The 18,523-nt window shown below is 47.4% G+C and carries 16 protein-coding genes and 2 tRNA genes; 1 reads left to right on the plus strand and 17 read right to left on the minus strand.

Translation table 11 applies throughout. From position 1 onward, the window contains the following. Positions 1–140: 140 nt before the first annotated feature. A complete protein-coding gene (locus tag FS628_RS15110; protein ID WP_145323100.1) occupies positions 141–1,367 on the plus strand; it encodes an MFS transporter in 1,227 nt (408 codons plus the stop codon). A 40-nt stretch (positions 1,368–1,407) separates the two neighbouring features. Here FS628_RS15110 and FS628_RS15115 read toward each other — a convergent pair whose 3' ends face one another. The 17 genes from FS628_RS15115 to carB all read right to left on the minus strand — a co-directional run bounded on the left by FS628_RS15115 (position 1,408) and on the right by carB (position 18,522). Further along, entirely contained in the window at positions 1,408–1,737 is a 330-nt protein-coding gene (locus FS628_RS15115) for a DUF1904 family protein (protein WP_145323102.1), read from the minus strand. A gap of 158 nt (positions 1,738–1,895) precedes the next feature. Next, entirely contained in the window at positions 1,896–2,021 is a 126-nt protein-coding gene (locus tag FS628_RS15120) for a sporulation protein YjcZ (protein WP_083657089.1), read from the minus strand. Between the two features lie 115 nt (positions 2,022–2,136). Next, positions 2,137–2,811: a hypothetical protein gene (locus FS628_RS15125; RefSeq protein WP_145323104.1), complete on the minus strand. Its 675-nt coding sequence runs from the start codon at positions 2,809–2,811 to the stop codon at positions 2,137–2,139. Positions 2,812–2,980: 169 nt separating this feature from the next. After that, the gene (locus FS628_RS31395; RefSeq protein ID WP_186327826.1) at positions 2,981–3,148 is read right to left on the minus strand and encodes a hypothetical protein; all 168 of its coding nucleotides are present in this window, start codon (positions 3,146–3,148) and stop codon (positions 2,981–2,983) included. 142 nt (positions 3,149–3,290) lie between these two features. After that, complete coding sequence (locus FS628_RS15130; protein ID WP_145323106.1) at positions 3,291–4,844, minus strand: tetratricopeptide repeat protein; 1,554 nt, start codon at positions 4,842–4,844, stop codon at positions 3,291–3,293. Positions 4,845–5,086: 242 nt separating this feature from the next. After that, on the minus strand, positions 5,087–5,512 hold the full coding sequence (locus FS628_RS15135) for a hypothetical protein (protein ID WP_145323108.1): 426 nt from the start codon (positions 5,510–5,512) through the stop codon (positions 5,087–5,089). A 187-nt stretch (positions 5,513–5,699) separates the two neighbouring features. Then, positions 5,700–5,773: transfer RNA gene (locus FS628_RS15140), tRNA-Ile, on the minus strand. A 56-nt stretch (positions 5,774–5,829) separates the two neighbouring features. Next, positions 5,830–5,903, minus strand: a tRNA-Met gene (locus FS628_RS15145). Between the two features lie 71 nt (positions 5,904–5,974). Next, entirely contained in the window at positions 5,975–6,166 is a 192-nt protein-coding gene (locus FS628_RS15150; RefSeq protein ID WP_047843730.1) for a hypothetical protein, read from the minus strand. Positions 6,167–6,271: 105 nt separating this feature from the next. Next, on the minus strand, positions 6,272–7,723 hold the full coding sequence (locus FS628_RS15155) for an ABC transporter substrate-binding protein (RefSeq protein ID WP_145323110.1): 1,452 nt from the start codon (positions 7,721–7,723) through the stop codon (positions 6,272–6,274). A gap of 21 nt (positions 7,724–7,744) precedes the next feature. Continuing rightward, on the minus strand, positions 7,745–8,608 hold the full coding sequence (locus FS628_RS15160; protein ID WP_145323112.1) for an ABC transporter ATP-binding protein: 864 nt from the start codon (positions 8,606–8,608) through the stop codon (positions 7,745–7,747). A 2-nt stretch (positions 8,609–8,610) separates the two neighbouring features. Then, complete coding sequence (locus FS628_RS15165) at positions 8,611–11,532, minus strand: ABC transporter permease (protein WP_145323114.1); 2,922 nt, start codon at positions 11,530–11,532, stop codon at positions 8,611–8,613. Continuing rightward, positions 11,532–12,641: an efflux RND transporter periplasmic adaptor subunit gene (locus FS628_RS15170; protein WP_145323115.1), complete on the minus strand. Its 1,110-nt coding sequence runs from the start codon at positions 12,639–12,641 to the stop codon at positions 11,532–11,534. Before FS628_RS15170 ends, FS628_RS15165 begins: the two co-directional genes overlap by 1 nt. Further along, positions 12,604–13,551: an ABC transporter ATP-binding protein gene (locus tag FS628_RS15175; protein WP_145323131.1), complete on the minus strand. Its 948-nt coding sequence runs from the start codon at positions 13,549–13,551 to the stop codon at positions 12,604–12,606. Before FS628_RS15175 ends, FS628_RS15170 begins: the two co-directional genes overlap by 38 nt. 271 nt (positions 13,552–13,822) lie before the next feature. Beyond that, entirely contained in the window at positions 13,823–14,464 is a 642-nt protein-coding gene (gene pyrE, locus FS628_RS15180) for an orotate phosphoribosyltransferase (protein WP_145323133.1), read from the minus strand. Next, the gene (pyrF, locus tag FS628_RS15185; protein WP_440131280.1) at positions 14,461–15,228 is read right to left on the minus strand and encodes an orotidine-5'-phosphate decarboxylase; all 768 of its coding nucleotides are present in this window, start codon (positions 15,226–15,228) and stop codon (positions 14,461–14,463) included. The genes pyrE and pyrF overlap by 4 nt, the downstream gene beginning before the upstream one ends. Before the next feature lie 75 nt (positions 15,229–15,303). Then, complete coding sequence (carB, locus tag FS628_RS15190) at positions 15,304–18,522, minus strand: carbamoyl-phosphate synthase large subunit (protein ID WP_145323137.1); 3,219 nt, start codon at positions 18,520–18,522, stop codon at positions 15,304–15,306. Position 18,523 lies beyond the last annotated feature (1 nt).

Here is an 18,523-nt window from a genome sequence, read left to right on the forward strand (position 1 = left end):
ATAGAAATCCGAAGACAACTGTCCTATTGGGCAGTTTCTTTTTTTGTGCTGAAATGACGGGAAAATGATAACTTTGTTTGTGGTGCGAAGATGACAATGGCCGTAATATAGACATATCGTTTCGGAAAGGACATCTTGGCATGAACATCGCATTTTATCCGTACTGGGCTGCCAAAACGCTGCTCTCTCTTATTAATATCATATATATCATGGTCATCACTGCGTATATTTACGGTCAGACTGGATCGGTACTCCATGCTGCGATGTTTCCATTCATTCGTATGATCGTACATATAACAGCAGGATTTACTTTGCCATTACTTGTGAACCGTTTCCCATTCTCCAAACTGTTGATCGGCATTCCCCTAGTCAAAACATTCATCATGACTGGAATTGCGATTTCGTTGACTCACTTCAGCACACAACTGCCACTTCTGTTGATAGGAGTTATTCTTCTCTCCTTTTTGGAAGGATGGGAATCTACGTTACTGAATGCTCTAACGCCACGATTGGTTCAGGGAGAAGACCTGGTGAAGGCCAACAGCCTTCTCTCATTCTCTAATCAGACTGTCACCATTGTCGGGTATGCCATGACAGGATTCGCAGTGATGAACTGGGGTTCGTCACAGATATTCTGGGCAGCTACGAGCCTGTCCTGGGCCGTTCTGATCTTCCTGATTACCCTTGGTTCCCTCACACGGGAGATTGTAGAACAACCCGAGAAATCTACCATCAATCGAGATATCCTGCGAGAAGGTTGGAGTATGCTTTGGAAGAACCCATCCTTACGATTGATCACGCTTATGGACATTGCCCAGGGTCTGGCCGGTTCCATCTGGATTGGCGCTATTACACTGGCCTTTGCGAAAGAAGCACTGGGACGAGGAGAAGATTGGTGGGGACTCATGAACTCCAGTTACGCTGTTGGGACCCTGCTTGGTGGTATTCTGGCTCTTACTCTGGCCAAATGGATTCAGAAGCACCTAATCGCCAGCATGACCATGGGGTCGCTTCTCTTCAGCCTGATGACCATTGCTTATGGTTTAAACAGACTGCCATGGCTCGCACTGGTGTTATGCCTAATTATGGGGTCAGTTTATCAGATTCGTGATGCGGCTCAGCAGACAGCGCTTCAGAGCATTATACCTGTCGAGTCCCTATCCAAGGTATACGCCGCACATGGCATTTTAATCTCTACAGTCATGAGTATCTCCATCGTCATATTCGGTCTAGTCGCTGATCAACTGGGCGTTCGATGGGTATACCTTATTGGTGCAGCCTTGTTTATCATGTCTGCGCTATGCTCTTTATCGTTGAGTCGGGTTCACAGGAACCAACACATCGCTAAACATACGAAGAATATGTAAATCAAAAAGACGAGCAACCATCTGCTCGTCTCTCACATTCTCAATCCAATCGATAATCCGTCAGCGGCTTGCCTTGTTTATAATACAAAGCGGGTGACAATATATTGAAGAAAATATGCACATCCGGCATGTATGCTTCTTCCAGAATAGCCTGCAACGACGATGCAATCCGATTATGAATCTCCTGGTCACGTTGAAACATCAGAATCTCTATAGAAGCTGGAGAAGGTGTTAGCGCTTGTACATCATGACGCTCTGCCTTCATTCTCTCCCGTGGAATATGAGTAATAAGGGCCATCTGCTCTGTAATTTGGGGTACAACTTCCTCTAGCTGAGGACCTGTGAATCCTTTAAAGCGAATAAACGGCATTGCTATCCCTTCAATCTCTGTTAATAGTCTCTTATGTGATTTTAAGCACATTGTTTTCAGTTGTCAAATGTCACGAATGTCATACTACACTTCTTTTAACAGGAAAAGCCCCGCTGAAGTCTCAGCGGAGCCATTGCCTGCACGATTCTATACGTGACTTACAGCCAGAAAGATTTTGTGATGATTACGAGCAGAATGAACAGTACGAGAATTGCGCTTGTAGAAGTCCATCCGCCGCCAAATCCTCCAACATTACCACCACAACCGTATCCAACTTGACTCATTTGATTGGCCTCCTTTGAATTTCAAGGTATGCCATAACATATGCGTATTCTGCACAAGTGACCGGGCGATTCGGCAAGTTCATCAGCCCATTCATTTGGATTTACGCCCCATGCTTTAAAAGGATGGACTGACAGTAATATTCATTCGGTTTTCTTGCGTCGTGTGACTTGAAGGAGCTAAATCTCCTCTATTCAGAAGAATCGTACGAGTACGTGTATCACTATGAGATGCCAGAACAACCTCTCCGCCCGGCGCTATACAATAGGCGATGGAAATGGAGATCTCGCTATCGCGGTATGAACCATCCGCATGGCTTGTCCCCATAACGACGCATTGATGCTGCAAGGCAATCTGCCGAGCCGCTTCGACCCATTCGCTATACTGTTCTTCACTGAACATGCCTACACCAATCGAATGCATAATGATGTCCACGTGTCCTATATTTTCGTTGCGAAATCCTTGCAGCACCAGCTCATCACACAATAAAGTGCTTATCACCCACCCTTGTTCTTCAACCACTTCAGCAGGTGTGTATTTGGTTTTCTCCAAGACAATCTCTCCAGCCTTATTGATGATGATTGATCGGTCCTTCGGACGTTCGTCCAGTCTGCGATGACCTGATACAATCATGGTTCCGTATCCAGCCGCAAGGCGGCAAGCTTCCTCAACATTCTGGTTCAGATAACCCTCAGGAAAGAACAATACATCTGCATCAGGGTGTTGCTTGAGTTCGGCTTCAAGCTGCAGCAAATGCTGTTCGAGCCTCGGTTGTCCAATGATAATCTTCAACTGGCATCCCCCATTCAATAATAAAAGCCGGTTCATACCCAAATAAGGTACGAAACCGGCTTAAAGGTTGGACGAACAGATTCCTGCTCATCGTACTTCGCTTCAAGAGTAATTGTTCTAAAGCCATTAATCGCTGAAACAATTACCTTTACAGTTCAATGGTATGTAGTTAGGCATTTCTACGTTCAATATTATCATATACAGCCTGTCCATCATAGCTTCGATCTGTAGCGATATCTTTCACCAATAGAGCGTTGTCTGCATTTCCTGATAAAACACTTAGTGCCCCCAGTACCCAAGCTAATGGATACAATGCAACGGATAACATTTTCTTCATAGTTCTGTCTCCTTCTGTTGGAAATAGGTAATTGGTTTAATATCCCAGTAATACGATGATCGTCTATTAAACGTTTCAATTTCTATATAAACATACCCATTTCATACATACAGGAGACAAGACAAGATTACAATTACTTTGTTCAAATCAACTCGAAACTCTGGAGTAACGCTGCTGCCTCTTCATGATCAGGTTCCAGGGCCAGTACTTTATGGGTATAAGCCAGGGTTTCTTCTTCCAGTTCAAGTTCATAACAGCATACAGCCAAGTCGTACAAGACTGCCGGATTATGGTTACTTGGATCTGCAACCAACGATATCTCAAGAAACCGTTTGGCATCCTCATACATATACATCTCATACAATAACTGCCCTGCCAGAAATGCCAGTCCCCCTTGCTGCTCCATCACATAGTAGGACGACCACATCGTATGAATCCCAGACTGAATATCGAGCATTTCCTCATCACTTGCATCAGGAAGAAGGCTGGAAATATGCGTAGCACTGTGGATCAAGAACTCAGCATCATATCCGCCCAGACGCCAAAATGGTAAAATATGCTTCAACTCCATACTCTCTATTCGAGAGTCTACCCATTGTTTCATGCTGAAAAAGTCATCTGGTCCAAAACGTTCAACAAATCGATGATAGGCTAACCGCGTGTTCACATAATTCATCGGTTCTTCCACCATCAACATGCACCCAACATTCAGATCTTTATAATGATGTGTCGTGAATCGAGTATAGGCACCCTTTTGTTCCAGGACATATTGAATCGCATGGTAGTTGGCTGTTAGAGAAAAACTCCCGTGAAGAACGAATTCAGGTGGCTCTGCGAACTTCCAGTTATCCAGCCGATGATCCCCTTTATCAGCGGTAATCAACACATAACCTGACTGTGACAATTTGTTCAACCGTTCAAGACAGGACAAGCCGATGGCAGGAAAAAGAATATGTGAATCCTCCAGCTCTGCCTTGTACAATGTGATCAGCTCCGAATACGGATAGTTATCTGCACTGTATTCGGGCGCCCGGCGATACTCATAATTCAGCGTCATGTTCTTCAGCATCTCAGCGGGATCAAGTTCACGATGATCCGGAGACTGAACAAGCAGATCACATTCATATATCTCGCCATCCCCAATATAGATTAGTTCCTGCGGGATGCTGTCAAAAAAGTAATTGGCAATCAACAACAACGGTTGTTTCAGATTACCCGGCTGAATAACCGTACCTGCGACGACCAATTTTAACTCCGTATCTTCTACAGCGTCAAAACGCGCAAAATCCAATATCCCTTGGTGAATAAAGGATTGCATCGATGGATGCTCTTTCCAGCCTAGCACATTCTCCGCTACAAGATCAGTCATCACATATCTGAATGGAGGTAACTCTATTCCGGCAAAATCCTTTAACTCGATCAGTTTAACGAGGATTTGATGTGCCAAACGCCCTACTCCCGCCCCAAGTTCCAGAATGGTCACAGTCTCGGTGATCTGTCCCTTGTTCGCGAGGTCCTGGAGAAAACCAAAAATCATCTCTGCATACGCCGTTGCAATCATTGGATTACTGGTAATATATTGAGGCACCTGATTCTCAGTCCAAGCCTCTAGCCCTTTCTGTTCATAGTAAGCTCGCTGCCAATCCCAGACCGGAGCTTCGCTGTAACGAAAACGTTGAATTTCATTTGACGTCATTAAACGTTAAACCTGCTTTCTATCTATAATTTCATAAGATTCTTAGATGTTCACGTATCACTTTATTATCGAATACCATTCCAATCTCTGTAATGTATTATATCATAGAACCTTGTCAACTCGATGGAGTTCAGTGTTCCCTTTCAACAAGAAAAAAACCTGCTTTTGAGGGCAGGCCTGTGATGTCCTTCATTTTAAGAAAATGAATGATCTAATCCACTTTGGAGCAGGTACACTCAACATTAATCGGAAAACAAGACTCCGTCGAAGTTCTCAGGGCCAACACGGACTGTTCCCAACAAGTTAGAGCTCACAAATGCAGTATACGTCAATTGCGGTGTGATTGGCGGATTGAAGTCATCGGCAGAGAAGGTAATAATCTGAGGTGCCAGGATGCTCAAGCTAAACGTAGAAGTTGCAGAATAAATGACAGGGTCTGTTGGCGCAGTTCCTCTGACAATCGTAATGGTTATTCCAGCAACCGCCAATGGAAGTTGCACAGACACAGTTCCCTTGAACTGAACCCGTGGGTTTGCTCCAATGCCAGCAGTGGTTATCAAACCAATCTGTCCAAATAACTGAGGCGTGTTAACTACAAGGATTGGTATGGAGATTGATCCTGCCAAACTCGCATTCTGCGAGGTTCTTGCATCAATAAATTGACTCATGAAATCTACCTCCTGTGTGTGGGATAGGATAGTATATGCGAGATTTGATGTACGGCATGGACATACATTGAGATTCGCAAAAAAGGGCATACCAACAATCCCTTGAGGATGATGACTTTTTACCTTTTGACCCAGCCCCTAAATGAAGACAGAAAAAAACCCTTGCTGAGCAAGGGTTTCAAGAGTATGGGCCCTACAGGACTCGAACCTGTGACCAATCGGTTATGAGCCGACCGCTCTAACCAACTGAGCTAAGGGCCCTAGACATAATGTATAACGTGCAGATGATGGCTGTGAATCATCCAAGTGAAACTAAATTGCGGGGGCAGGATTTGAACCTGCGGCCTTCGGGTTATGAGCCCGACGAGCTACCGGGCTGCTCCACCCCGCGTCAGTAAGAAATATTAAAACAGCGACTTAATTAATATACACCATACTACCCTAATAAGTCAAGGGGTAATGTCAGGGAATAAAACGTACACCATAACGACCTTTGCGTGAACGATACACTTCGACTTCTGCCGGTTCATTGTGACCATAGATCCATCCGTCCTGTTCCATACGTTTGGCCAGACATCCTGCCTGAAATTTGGTTGCATACAACTTGCTGAAATATACCCAGTGCATACCGCTCGTCCTTTCCGGAGTCGTCATTTATTCCTGCTTTTTGTAGAATACCCCATTTCACATAAAAATAGCCGCCAAAGATTAAAATCTTCAGCGGCTATCCTCGTCATGATCGGGCTACATCATCAAATCTCATTGAAACGTGGCTTTAGGGTCTTTTTTCAATTTCTCCAGCATCTCGTTACCTTTAGCTGCCCACTCGCCAAGCGCTTCTTTTGGAGTCTTTTTGTTCTCAATTACTTGATTGAAGTATTCCATCCCTTTTTCGCTTACTTGCCATAAGCCTGGGGATTTCTGATACAGTTTATCCAGATTGGTATTCGTTGGCGGAATAGGCTTCAGGGAGTAGAATGCTTGAATGTTATAATCCAAGCCATCTTTTGGTTTAATGAAGCTCTTCCGGGATACCATCTCATAACTGCTGCGTGCCTTGATCTTGGCCCAATCTTCACTGTTCATGTACTTGATCAATTCCCATGCATCATCCGGGTTCTGAGCCGCACTATTGATCGTCATGAGATTGCTCAAATAGATACTTCCCCCAATTTCAGGAGCTTCCGGGTGAACTGGGGGTGTTACAACATCCCAATCTACCTTCGTAAAATCTTTCATTTTATCTGCATTTTTATTCGCATCGATTAATTGATTAATATAGCTATAATCACCAATAACCATGGCTGCCTTGCCACTCAGGAACAGATCACCCTGAACTGGATCATAACGTCCACTCGGATCCTGATCCTGTGGTTCGTCGCCTTTAGGAATAACTTTGTCAATCGCAAGTTTGCTGATGGTGCTCCATACTTTCTCCCATTGAGGAGAATCTACTGTCATCTTCTCTGCTTTGTCGTCAAACGTCTTCAGCTGCAAAGAGCTGTAGTACTGCTGCATGGAATGGTAAGGAGACCCACCTTGATATGTGGTGAAGGAGAAACCAAATACGTGGTCTTTACCTTCCCCTTTTGTAAGCCGTGTACCCAGATTGAAAATATCGTCCCACGTCATATTGTCCGTGGGTGGTTCCACGCCTGCTTTCTCAAACATGCCCTTGTTATAGAACAAAGCGGAGGAGGAGAACGTTGGTGTCAAGGCATAGATGCTCTGATCCCCAAGGTCTTTAATTCCTTCCAGTACACTAGGAACAATGTCACTGGTGTCAAACTTGTCTTCCTGTATCAACGGGTCCAGCTGTTTTACCAGATTTTCCTGAATTAATGATTTGACTGTAGAAGTATCGGCAACGATGACGTCAACCGGGTTATCGCCAGTCATAATCTTCTTCAGACTTTCCATCGTATCCGGAGCTTCCTGCTGCTCTTCCGTGTTGCCATACCCATACATGCTGCTCTGATCAACGGCGGCTACAATCTCAATGGTTACATTGGGATGTGTCAGTTCAAAAGCATCGGTAAATTGCTGACGGAAGTAACTGTCATCCTGTCCTCCCCACATTGTAGCCACACGCAATACACGTTGCTCTGTATCCTTGGCCTCGCTTGCAGTACAACCAGCAATCAGCGGCAGTGCCAGTGTTGCTGTAGCCATGACAGCCAGCACACGTTTTCCCCACATACTGTTCTTCATCTCCCAGTTCCCCCTCTAATATTATCTTGGCGGTGTAATGACAATGCGTTCACCGTCAAATTCCAATGTAGCCCGGTTATCAATGGATAAGGCCTCCAGATACTCTTTCGGCACCTGAAGTCGTCCTGCACGGTCTATAATGACGAATGCTTCATGGATGTCTGGCATACCCGCCTCGGACAAGCTATGCTCATCATCCAGATTTGGGTTACGCTTCACAAACTCGGTACTCGTCAAGCCATCCCGAATCGCAACGATCCGGTCTACCTTACCAGCAAGCGTTAAGTCATGGGTAACGATGACAATCGTAACACCGAGCTCCTTGTTCATTCTTCGGAAAATGCCCATGATCGTGTCACACGTCTCGGAATCGACCGAACCTGTTGGTTCATCTGCAAGCAGAATTTTGGGACGATTGGATAATGAGATCGCAATCGCTACCCGTTGCTGTTCTCCTCCTGACAATTGATGCAATTTGTTATGCATCCGATCCTTAAGGCCTACCCATTCGAGCAATTGTTTTGCATAAGCACGATCACGTTTGCCGCCCAAAATCATGGGTGTCTCCACATTTTCCAGTGCCGTGAGATAAGGCAGCAGGTTACGACCGTTATTTTGCCAAATAAACCCTACCGTATGCCGTTTGTACTCGACCAATTGGGCATCCGTCATCTTGAGCAGATCCCAGTCTCCCACAACAGCCGTACCGGCAGTAGGACGATCAAGTCCACCCAGAATATTCAGCAGTGTGGATTTACCGCTACCACTGTTACCGATAATCGCCATCATTTCACCTTGATTGACAGTCAGGTTGAGGCCCTGAAGGGCAACGACTTCCACATCGCTGGATTTAAAAATTTTGACAAGTCCTTCGCATTGGATCACGTTTACCTCTCCTCTCCCATTTTGACCGCCTGGTGAACCCGCAGCCTGCGAATCTGCCAGAGCAACATCGTTGCACCGATGACCAACATCACCACGGTAACGCCATACAGTTGCAACATATCCTGCTGTTCAAAGACAATCCGGAACGGAGGTACCTGAGCAGATACATTATCCGTCGTTTGCAGGAATGGCAGGAATAAACGACTGGATACCTGACCAATCCCAATACCTAGCAGGATCGACAGTCCCGCTGTGAACACCTGTTCCAGCAGCAGCATGCCGCTCAGTTGTGCCCGGGATAAGCCCATGGCTCGTAATACACCAAACTGCACAACACGTCCGGACAGGTTGAAGAACCAGTACAGCACGTATCCAATCAATGAGATAATAACGGATACCAGGAAACCAAGGCTCAGAATCCCGAATACGCCGCCCCGTGACGGATGTTTGCCCTGAGATACCAATTCGGTGCGTACGTCACGCACAGACGATAACTCAATACCTTCTGCTGCGAGCTTCTCCATTAATGGAGCCACTTTGGCATCCGGTTCCATTTTCAGCCACACCTCATAAGGAATCAGAGGCACCTGATCATAGATATAATCCAGATTAGCCACGAAAAATGGCATCTGATCCGGATACTGGGCTGGCCAGTAAGGAATGATCCCGAACACGACGAATTCAATCGCCTGTCCCTGCACACCCATCGAGACGAGGTCTCCGGTTTTCAGCTTGAACTTGTCAGCAAATTTGGAAGAGATCAATACAGCCCCTTCATATTTACCAAGCAAGTCAAGGTACTTGTAGGGATGTGCCGGGAACAGATCGTTGCGGAACCACGCCACTTGAGCAAAGTCCACATTATCAATTCCGACCAGCATCCCCTGTCCGCCTGATTTACCAGAGACGATAATATTGCCTTTGGTCTGCAGCACTCGTGCTGCATGTTCAACCCCGTCTAATCTGCGGAACACCTCGAATGGAGGTTCAGAGTAGATGACTTTGGATGGCTGCGAAGAACCGCCGCCACCACCTGGAGCACCTCCACCGCCATTGCCTCCGCCGGAACCACCACCAGCAGAACCTCCGCCTCCATTGCCACCACCTTGTTGACCTCCACCCGTACCGCCATTCTGTCCGGAACCACCGGGTTTAACCTCAGGTGTTCCTTCCCACACAGTCTGCATAATCACATCAGAACCATAACGATACAGGGTACGCTCGGTAGAATTCAGATCAATGGTCCGAGCCGCAGCCGAGTTGTACACCCCAAGTCCCAGTGTCAATACAAGAAGGATCATCAACGGATAATAAGAAGAAGACGAACGTGATAACTGCGTTAATGTCAGATACAGCGGGACCGGGAGAAATTTGCGTCCGATCAGCTGGATGAGCTTTAAAATCCACGGGAACAAGCGCAGGAAGAATAGTCCGAGCGCAAAGATCGCGAGTGCGGGTACAAAGAACAGAAACGGCTGTACCTGCAGCTGATCGGTTGTCATTCCGGTCTGGAAGGTCAACATCTGACGTTCATAGAACAGATAGTATCCGTATCCAGCCAGACCCAGCAATACAACATCCAGGAACCAGCGCTGCCATACTGGAGCACGGTCTGTCCGTGCTTGCCGCCGCTTGGCCGATACAATGGTTGCTCGTGCGTAGGTTATCGCCGGAATCAGGGACGCAATGATGGCAACAAGTACTGCTGCCACGCCTAAAAGAATGGCTTCTTTGGATACGCCAATCGGAATCGACTTCCGATCAACGAAGGATAGAAATCCACTCGCTGAACCGATACTTTTAGCCATAAACCAACCGAGTAACGGTCCGATAATTAGCGCAATTACGCCCAGAAATATGCCTTCAAGCAGATAGAGAGAAAATATTTGCCGAGCTGAAGCTCCGCGGCTGCGCAATACCGCAATATCACTTTCTTGCTTCTGTAATGACTGTCTGGCATTCATCGCAATAAAATAAAAGACCATTGCAATCATCGGTGCTGCCAAGGTAAACAGCATGGTCTGCAGTTGCAGACTCTGACTGCGGAACTGCTTGAGCAGATCACCGAAGGTGATGTCCACTTTCGTATCTTTCAACCGCTGATACAGATCGATGTCCAGCCTTTCCAGCATGGAAGTCAGACCTGACAATTGGCTGGTTTGAATTTCTTTCAGATCAAAGGCATAATACCAACGTGAATTCTGAAGTGGAATTCCTTTTTCCTTCAGTAATACATCATTAAAGACCGATTCATCCACATAAAGTCCATTCATCATGCCGTCAAATCCCTGTACCCAGTAAGGACTGTTTGGATCATCTGCCTTGAAGGACCCCGTAATCTTCACACGTAAAGTGATATCAAGGCCGCTATACACCGGATATTCCAGAATATCGCCGATATGCAGATCGTTACGGTACATGCCTTCTTCCAACATGACTGCCTCGATGATATCGTCCTTAACCTGGTTGCCAGGTTTCACTCCGGCAGAATAATTCACCTGCGCATCCAGTCCACTCATCGTGCCCATACTCATACTGCGCACCCGGCTGGCGTCCACTTTGGTTGGATCTTCCGGGCTCACCTCTGTGCTGCGAATGGATCTGGAATTCACATACGTATGAAAAGGAAACCCGATATCCCGAGGAACATCCTCACGAATATAACGATCTACTTCATCCAGACCCCGTGTATCTGTCTTCACGCCACCGGGTGCCTGATAACTCATAAGCAACGAACCGGCTGGCAATCCTTCACTATTATCCTGCAGTGTCTGCGCGACGACCCGTTTCAGCGCACCATCGGCATACATTGGAATACTGACGGTGAACGCTACCGCCACAATCAATCCGATCAGTGTGCTGAAGGTCATCCAGCGTGTGTTCCACATTTTGCGGAACAGCAGCCGAAGCAATGGCAGCCCCATTAGCGTCCCACTACTTTCTGGCCTACGGTCAGACCTTTCAGAATCTCAACATCTGTCGACGTCTGCTGACCCACTTCAACGTCCACTTCACGCTTGCTGCCATCACTCTCCACCACTTGCACATACGTTCTTGAACCGATGGAGCGTAAAGCGGATACAGGAATCACAATCGCGTTCTCGGTACGCTGCGTTACGATGGAGACCGATAGTGGTGTCCCACGTTCCACACCTTTTGGCATTTTTGCAAGTGTAACGATAACATACTTATCCAGTGTTTCTTTCGTAGGAGGTGTACCGCCTTCACCAGTTCCTTCGCCACTACCGCTTCCCGATGCTTCCGCGATAGGCATGACTTTAATTTTGCCAGCAACTTTACCTGCTCCATTAATATCTACTTCTGCCTTCATACCAGCTGAGAACTTCTCCAGATCTTCTTTGGCAAAGGTAGCTGCCACAACCAGATTCGATGTATCCGCAATCGTAGCAATCGGATCATACGCTTTCACGGCTGCGCCTTTCTCTACCTGCACTGCAATAATGGTGCCACCAAACGGAGCAGTCAACGTGGCTTTGCCCAGTTGTTCCTCCAGATCAGCGAGTTCCTGGCGCAGTTCTTCAAACGCAATCGTTGCTTCTTCGAACTCCACCGGGTCCATCTCATCCTTCTTGCGAAGGGTTTCCTTCATTTGAACTTCGGATTTGCGAATCTGAAGTTTCTTGCCACGGATTTCCTTCTCTACACTCTCCACATCGAGTACAGCGAGAAGTTGACCCTTTTTCACTTTATCCCCCGGTTTAACATTTAACTCTTTGACATGCATGCCATCAAGCGTAAAGTACACCTTCTCTTCCCGCTGACTCATCATCTTGCCGCTACCACTTACTTTTTTCTCCAACGTTTCCGTCCGGACTTCATATTCCGGTTTCTTGGAGATGGTTGGCGGCGTAATTGGTGGCAGCACTTCTTCCTCTGTTTCTGACGGCAGCAATGAGCAGCCGGACATCGTTGCAACCATTATCGCACCAAGTACAATAATTGCTGCGCGTTTCCCCCTCTTCGGAGCGGCCCCTTTACTTGATAAATCTGCCGTCCGCCATTTCATAAACATGGTCCGCAACCTCCAAAATAGTAGGATCGTGTGTTGTCATACATATCGTTACTTGTTCTACTTCAATAATATTGCGGAATACCGCCATAACCTGTGCGCCCATCTTGGAATCCAGTTCCGCTGTAGGCTCATCCGCAAGCAACAATCTGGGTCTGTGGGCAATCGCCTTGGCTATAGCCACCCGCTGCTGCTCTCCCCCGGACATCTCAAAAGGACGGTGCTTCACCCGTTTGGATAGTCCAACCAGATCCAGACAATGACCAACCCTGTCCTTCCATTCCGCTCGTGGCACATCCGCCATTCGCAGCGACAACTCTACATTTTCCCAAGCAGACAATAAGGGCATTAGTGCATACGCCTGAAAAATAAAACCAATCTCCTTGCGCCGCAAAGCGGTTCGCCGCCGGTCTCCCCAATCCTGAAGAGGCTGACCGGAGAACAGAATGTCTCCACTTGAAGGCTGATCCAATCCACCGAGCATATTCAGCAACGTTGTTTTGCCTGAACCTGAACGCCCCTTCAGCATGACCAGTTGTTGCGGATTCACTTCCATATCAATGCCTTTGAGCACATGGATGATGCGACTGCCTGTCTGGAAACTGCGATGTACATTACGAACCTCCAGTACAGGTCCATCATATGGAGGCAGCATATCCTTCTTTGGTTTGATCTTCTTCTGGGGTTCATCAACGGTAGTGACAGCCGTTGCAGCCACTTCATCCGAACCAATTTCATTTTCAGATAAAGATGCTTCACTTGTCGGGTACGCAGGTTCACTTATGTATGTATTTTCCCCCGACTCCGTCGATGCCTCCAACGGTGTTTCCCCCTGTTGATGTTCATCGCCTGACTGGCTCTTGGCAGATCTCTTTCTGGAAAATAAATTCTTCATGCCAGCAATCACGCTCATCCTTTCTTAAAATCCCGTTCATTTCTTCAAAAAACCTAAAATTAGAAATCTGTTCCATCCTACACTGAATTATAAACGACCGATCCCAACTAAAAGTTACAAGCTTTTTACAACGGTAGCGGGAAAAAGTTAATATTTTGATGAACAAACGAAAAAAGCATCCCAAAGTGCGGGATGCCTCTTGATATTCGATGGTTTTGCCGTTATGACAGCAAGTATTACAATTTTGATACTGTTCAGTCATGAACATTTTTTTGAGCTATCAATGATATTATTTACCAAATGAAGAAGGATCTTCACGCCAGGATTTGAGCAATTCAAAGTCACTCTCCTGAATCGTTCCCTGAGCCAAAGCCACATCCATCAGAGCCGTGTAATTGGACAACGTCTGAAGTGGAATTCCTGCGCCTTCGAATGCTTTAACACCCTTATCCAGCTGGTAGCTGAAGATAGCAAGCACGGCGAGAGGTGTTGCACCTGCTACGCGTACGGCTTCTGCCGCTTTGATCGAACTGCCGCCTGTAGAGATCAGGTCTTCGATGACAACCACTTTCTGCCCTTCGGCAATCAGACCTTCAATCAAGTTCTCCTTACCGTGTCCTTTGGCTTTATCACGAATGTAGGCCATCGGCAGATTCAGCTTCTGGGCCACCCAGGCAGCATGCGGGATACCTGCGGTTGCCGTACCTGCAATAACTTCTGCATCCGGATATTGGTTACGAATGATCGTTGCAAAGGCTTCAGCAATATCGTTACGAATCTCGGGATAGGACATCGTTAACCGGTTATCGCAGTATATCGGTGATTTGATGCCGGATGTCCATGTAAATGGCTGCTGCGGACGCAATGCCACAGCTTTGATTTTCAACAGTTGGGAAGCAATATGATTTGGAATCTCATTTAGTTCGATCATGCGTTCAACATCTCCTTCAAAATGGTTTCTGCCGCTTCTCGCGGATTGGGAGCGCCTGTAATCGGTCTGCCTACGACAATGTAATGACTGCCTCTGGCGATGGCTTCACCCGGCGTCAAGACGCGTGTCTGATCCCCCAGACCACTACCCGCTGGACGAATTCCTGGTGTAACGGTGTGAAAAGAACTGCCACACGCTGCCCGTATTGCGGGCACTTCCAGTGGGGAAGCAACAACTCCATCCAGTCCGGCTTCTTGGGCCAGACCTGCATAACGAACCACAGCAGCTTCCACACTTCCCGGGATGCCGATCTCGTTATTCATCGTTTCCAGACTCGTACTGGTCAGTTGGGTGACTGCAATGATCTCAGGTCTTTGTAAAGATGGATCAGCAGCAATCGCCGCCTCAGCGCCTTCACGTGCAGCACGCATCATAATGGTTCCGCCCGCTGCATGCACATTGAACATGTCTACACCCAGACGTGTGATACTCTCAGCTCCGCCACGAACCGTGTTGGGAATGTCATGCATTTTCACATCCAGAAAAACGGAGTAGCCTTTCGATTTCAACTCCCGAATAAAATCAGGTCCTGCTGCGTAGAACAGCTGCATGCCCACCTTGAGATAACAGGGAATGCCCTCAAGAGCTTGTACCAATTCTTGAGCTTCTTCCGCTCCAGGATAATCGAGTGCCACCATCAGACGGCCAGCCATTTCATTAAAATTCGTGTGATTCATCACCAGCGCTCCCTTCCACTTGCTCATTTTTCCGTTTTTGCCCGATATAAAGGACATCCCGCCAGCCCACAGGCTGACTGATGTCCTTCATCAGAGACTTATTTATTTAACAAAGACAGGCATTGCTTCCGAAGAGAAGTTGATCGTTTGCAGCATGATCAGCAGCGCACGAATCGTATCCAATGAAGTCATACATACAATGCCGTTCTCTACCGCTTCACGACGGATACGGAATCCATCACGCTGCGGTGTTTTGCCTTTGGTCAGTGTGTTGAAGACAAAGTTCGCTTCGCCGCTACGAATCATATCCAGAATGTTCGGCGAACCTTCACTCAATTTGTTCACAGTCGTTACCGGAATGTTCGCTGCTTCAAGCGCAGCTGCTGTTCCGCCGGTAGCCATGATTTTGTAACCCAGTCTGTAGAAACCTTCGAGCAAAGGTACCGCTTCGTCCTTGTCTTTGTCTGCTACAGTCACGACAATCGCTCCGGTTGCCGGAATTTTCATTCCTGCTCCGATGAGACCTTTGAACAACGCTTTAGCGTAATTCGGGTCACGACCCATAACCTCACCTGTCGATTTCATCTCTGGTCCCAGGGTTGGTTCAACACGACGCAGCTTCGCGAAGGAGAAGACCGGAACTTTGACAGATACATGATCCGACTCAGGCCACAGCCCGTCGACATAACCAAGATCTTTCAGTTTCACACCCAGAATGGCTTGTGTTGCCAAGTTCGCCATCGGAATGTTGGTTACTTTGCTCAGGAATGGTACGGTACGGGATGAACGCGGGTTCACCTCGATAATGTACACTTGGCCACCATGGATAACAAACTGGATGTTGACCAAACCTACCGTTTTCAGTTCTTTCGCAATTTTGATTGTAATCTCTACAATTTTCTCTTTCATATCCTGGGACAGATGTTGAGGAGGATATACCGCGATGGAGTCACCAGAGTGAACCCCTGCACGCTCGATATGCTCCATGATTCCCGGAATCAATACCGTTTCACCATCGCAGATGGCATCAACCTCAACTTCTTTACCCATCATGTAACGGTCGATCAGGACCGGATGCTCCGGATTGATTTTAACCGCCTGTTCCATGTATGTCAGCAATTCAGCATCGGAGTATACAATCTCCATCGCACGACCGCCGAGTACATAGGAAGGACGAACCAGTACTGGGTAGCCCAGACTTTGAGCTGTTTCTACCGCATCATCAACGGAAATGACCGTTTTACCTTTTGGCTGTGCAATCTCCAGACGGGAGAGCAGACGCTCGAACTTCTTGCGGTCCTCCGCCTCATCGATGCTTTCCAGATCCGTTCCGAGAATGGTTACACCTGCATTACGCAGTGGTGCTGCCAGGTTGATGGCCGTTTGACCACCGAACTGCACGATAACCCCTACTGGTTTCTCCTGTTCAATCACGTTCATGACATCTTCGAAGAAGAGCGGTTCAAAGTACAGGCGATCGGATGTATTAAAGTCCGTAGACACCGTCTCCGGGTTGTTGTTGATAATGACTGCTTCATAGCCTGCTTTTTGCAATGCCCATACTGCGTGTACAGTAGAGTAGTCAAACTCAATCCCTTGACCGATCCGGATTGGTCCTGAACCCAGCACCACAACTTTTTTCTTGTCTGAAGGGATCACTTCATTTTCTGTCTCGTAAGTTGAGTAGTAATATGGCGTTGTGGCTTCGAACTCAGCCGCACATGTATCTACCATTTTGTACACTGGGCGCAGGTTCTCTGCTTCCCGACGAGTTCTAACTTCCGCTTCAGTTGTTAATGTGCCTCCTGGTTGACCTTGCGCACGCAGTTCAGCAATGGCACGGTCTGTGAATCCAAGGCGTTTCGCTTGATACAGAATGTCAGAAGACAATTCGGATTCTTCGCGAATGCGATCTTCGAATGCGATCAAACCTTCGATTTTGTCCAGGAACCACCAGTCAATCTTGGTCAGATCCTGTAGCTGTTGCAACGTATAACCTCTGCGGAATGCTTCGGCAATCAGGAAGATACGCTCATCATCTGCTTTGATCAGACGCTCGTTCAGCGTAGCTTCGTCCAGCGTTTCGGCATCCTTCAGGTAGAGGCGATGTACGCCAATTTCCAGGGAACGAACGGCTTTGTGAATCGACTCTTCGAATGTCCGGCCAATGGCCATCACTTCGCCTGTTGCTTTCATCTGCGTTCCCAGTTTACGGTTCGCCGAGATGAACTTGTCGAACGGCCAGCGAGGAATTTTGCTCACGATGTAATCCAGCGTAGGCTCGAAGCAAGCATACGTTTGGCCTGTTACCGGGTTCACGATTTCATCCAACGTGTAACCCATGGCAATTTTGGCAGCCATTTTCGCAATCGGATAACCCGTTGCTTTGGAAGCCAGAGCCGATGAACGGCTTACCCGTGGATTTACTTCGATAACATAGTATTGGAAGCTGTGTGGGTCCAGTGCAAACTGTACGTTACATCCACCCTCAATGTTCAGGGCACGGATGATTTTCAGGGAAGCTGAACGCAGCATTTGATATTCACGGTCCGACAGGGTTTGGCTTGGTGCCACGACGATACTGTCGCCTGTATGAACACCCACCGGGTCAAAGTTTTCCATGTTGCAGACAACGATACAGTTATCGTTTTTGTCTCGCATCACTTCATACTCGACTTCTTTCATGCCCGCAATACTCTTCTCAACTAAACACTGCCCAATCGGACTGTAACGAATTCCCGCTGCCACAGTCTCGCGCAGCTCTTCTTCGTTCGCACAGATTCCGCCGCCTGTTCCACCCAGCGTATAGGCTGGACGCACGATGATTGGATAACCAATCTCATTCGCAAATTCAAGTGATTCTTCAAGTGTCGTTACGATTACACTCTCTGGTACAGGTTGTTCCAATTCACGCATCAGGTCACGGAACAGATCGCGATCTTCCGCTTTCTCGATGGATGTCAGCTGTGTTCCGAGCAATTTTACATTTTCACGTTCCAGCACACCTGCACGTGCCAGTTCCACAGCCATGTTCAGACCTGTCTGACCACCCAATGTTGGCAACAAGCCGTCTGGACGCTCCTGACGAATGATTTGGGTTACAAAATCCAGGGTGATTGGCTCAATGTAGACTTTGTCAGCCATGTTCGTATCCGTCATAATGGTCGCCGGGTTGCTGTTGATAAGTACAACTTCCACGCCTTCTTCTTTCAGTGCCTGGCAAGCTTGTGTACCGGCATAGTCGAACTCGGCCGCTTGACCGATGACGATTGGACCGGAACCAATCACCAGGATTTTTTTGAGATCTTTGTTAATCGGCATG

Source organism: Paenibacillus xylanexedens (assembly GCF_007676705.1).
GTDB classification, from domain to species: Bacteria; Bacillota; Bacilli; order Paenibacillales; family Paenibacillaceae; genus Paenibacillus; species Paenibacillus xylanexedens_C.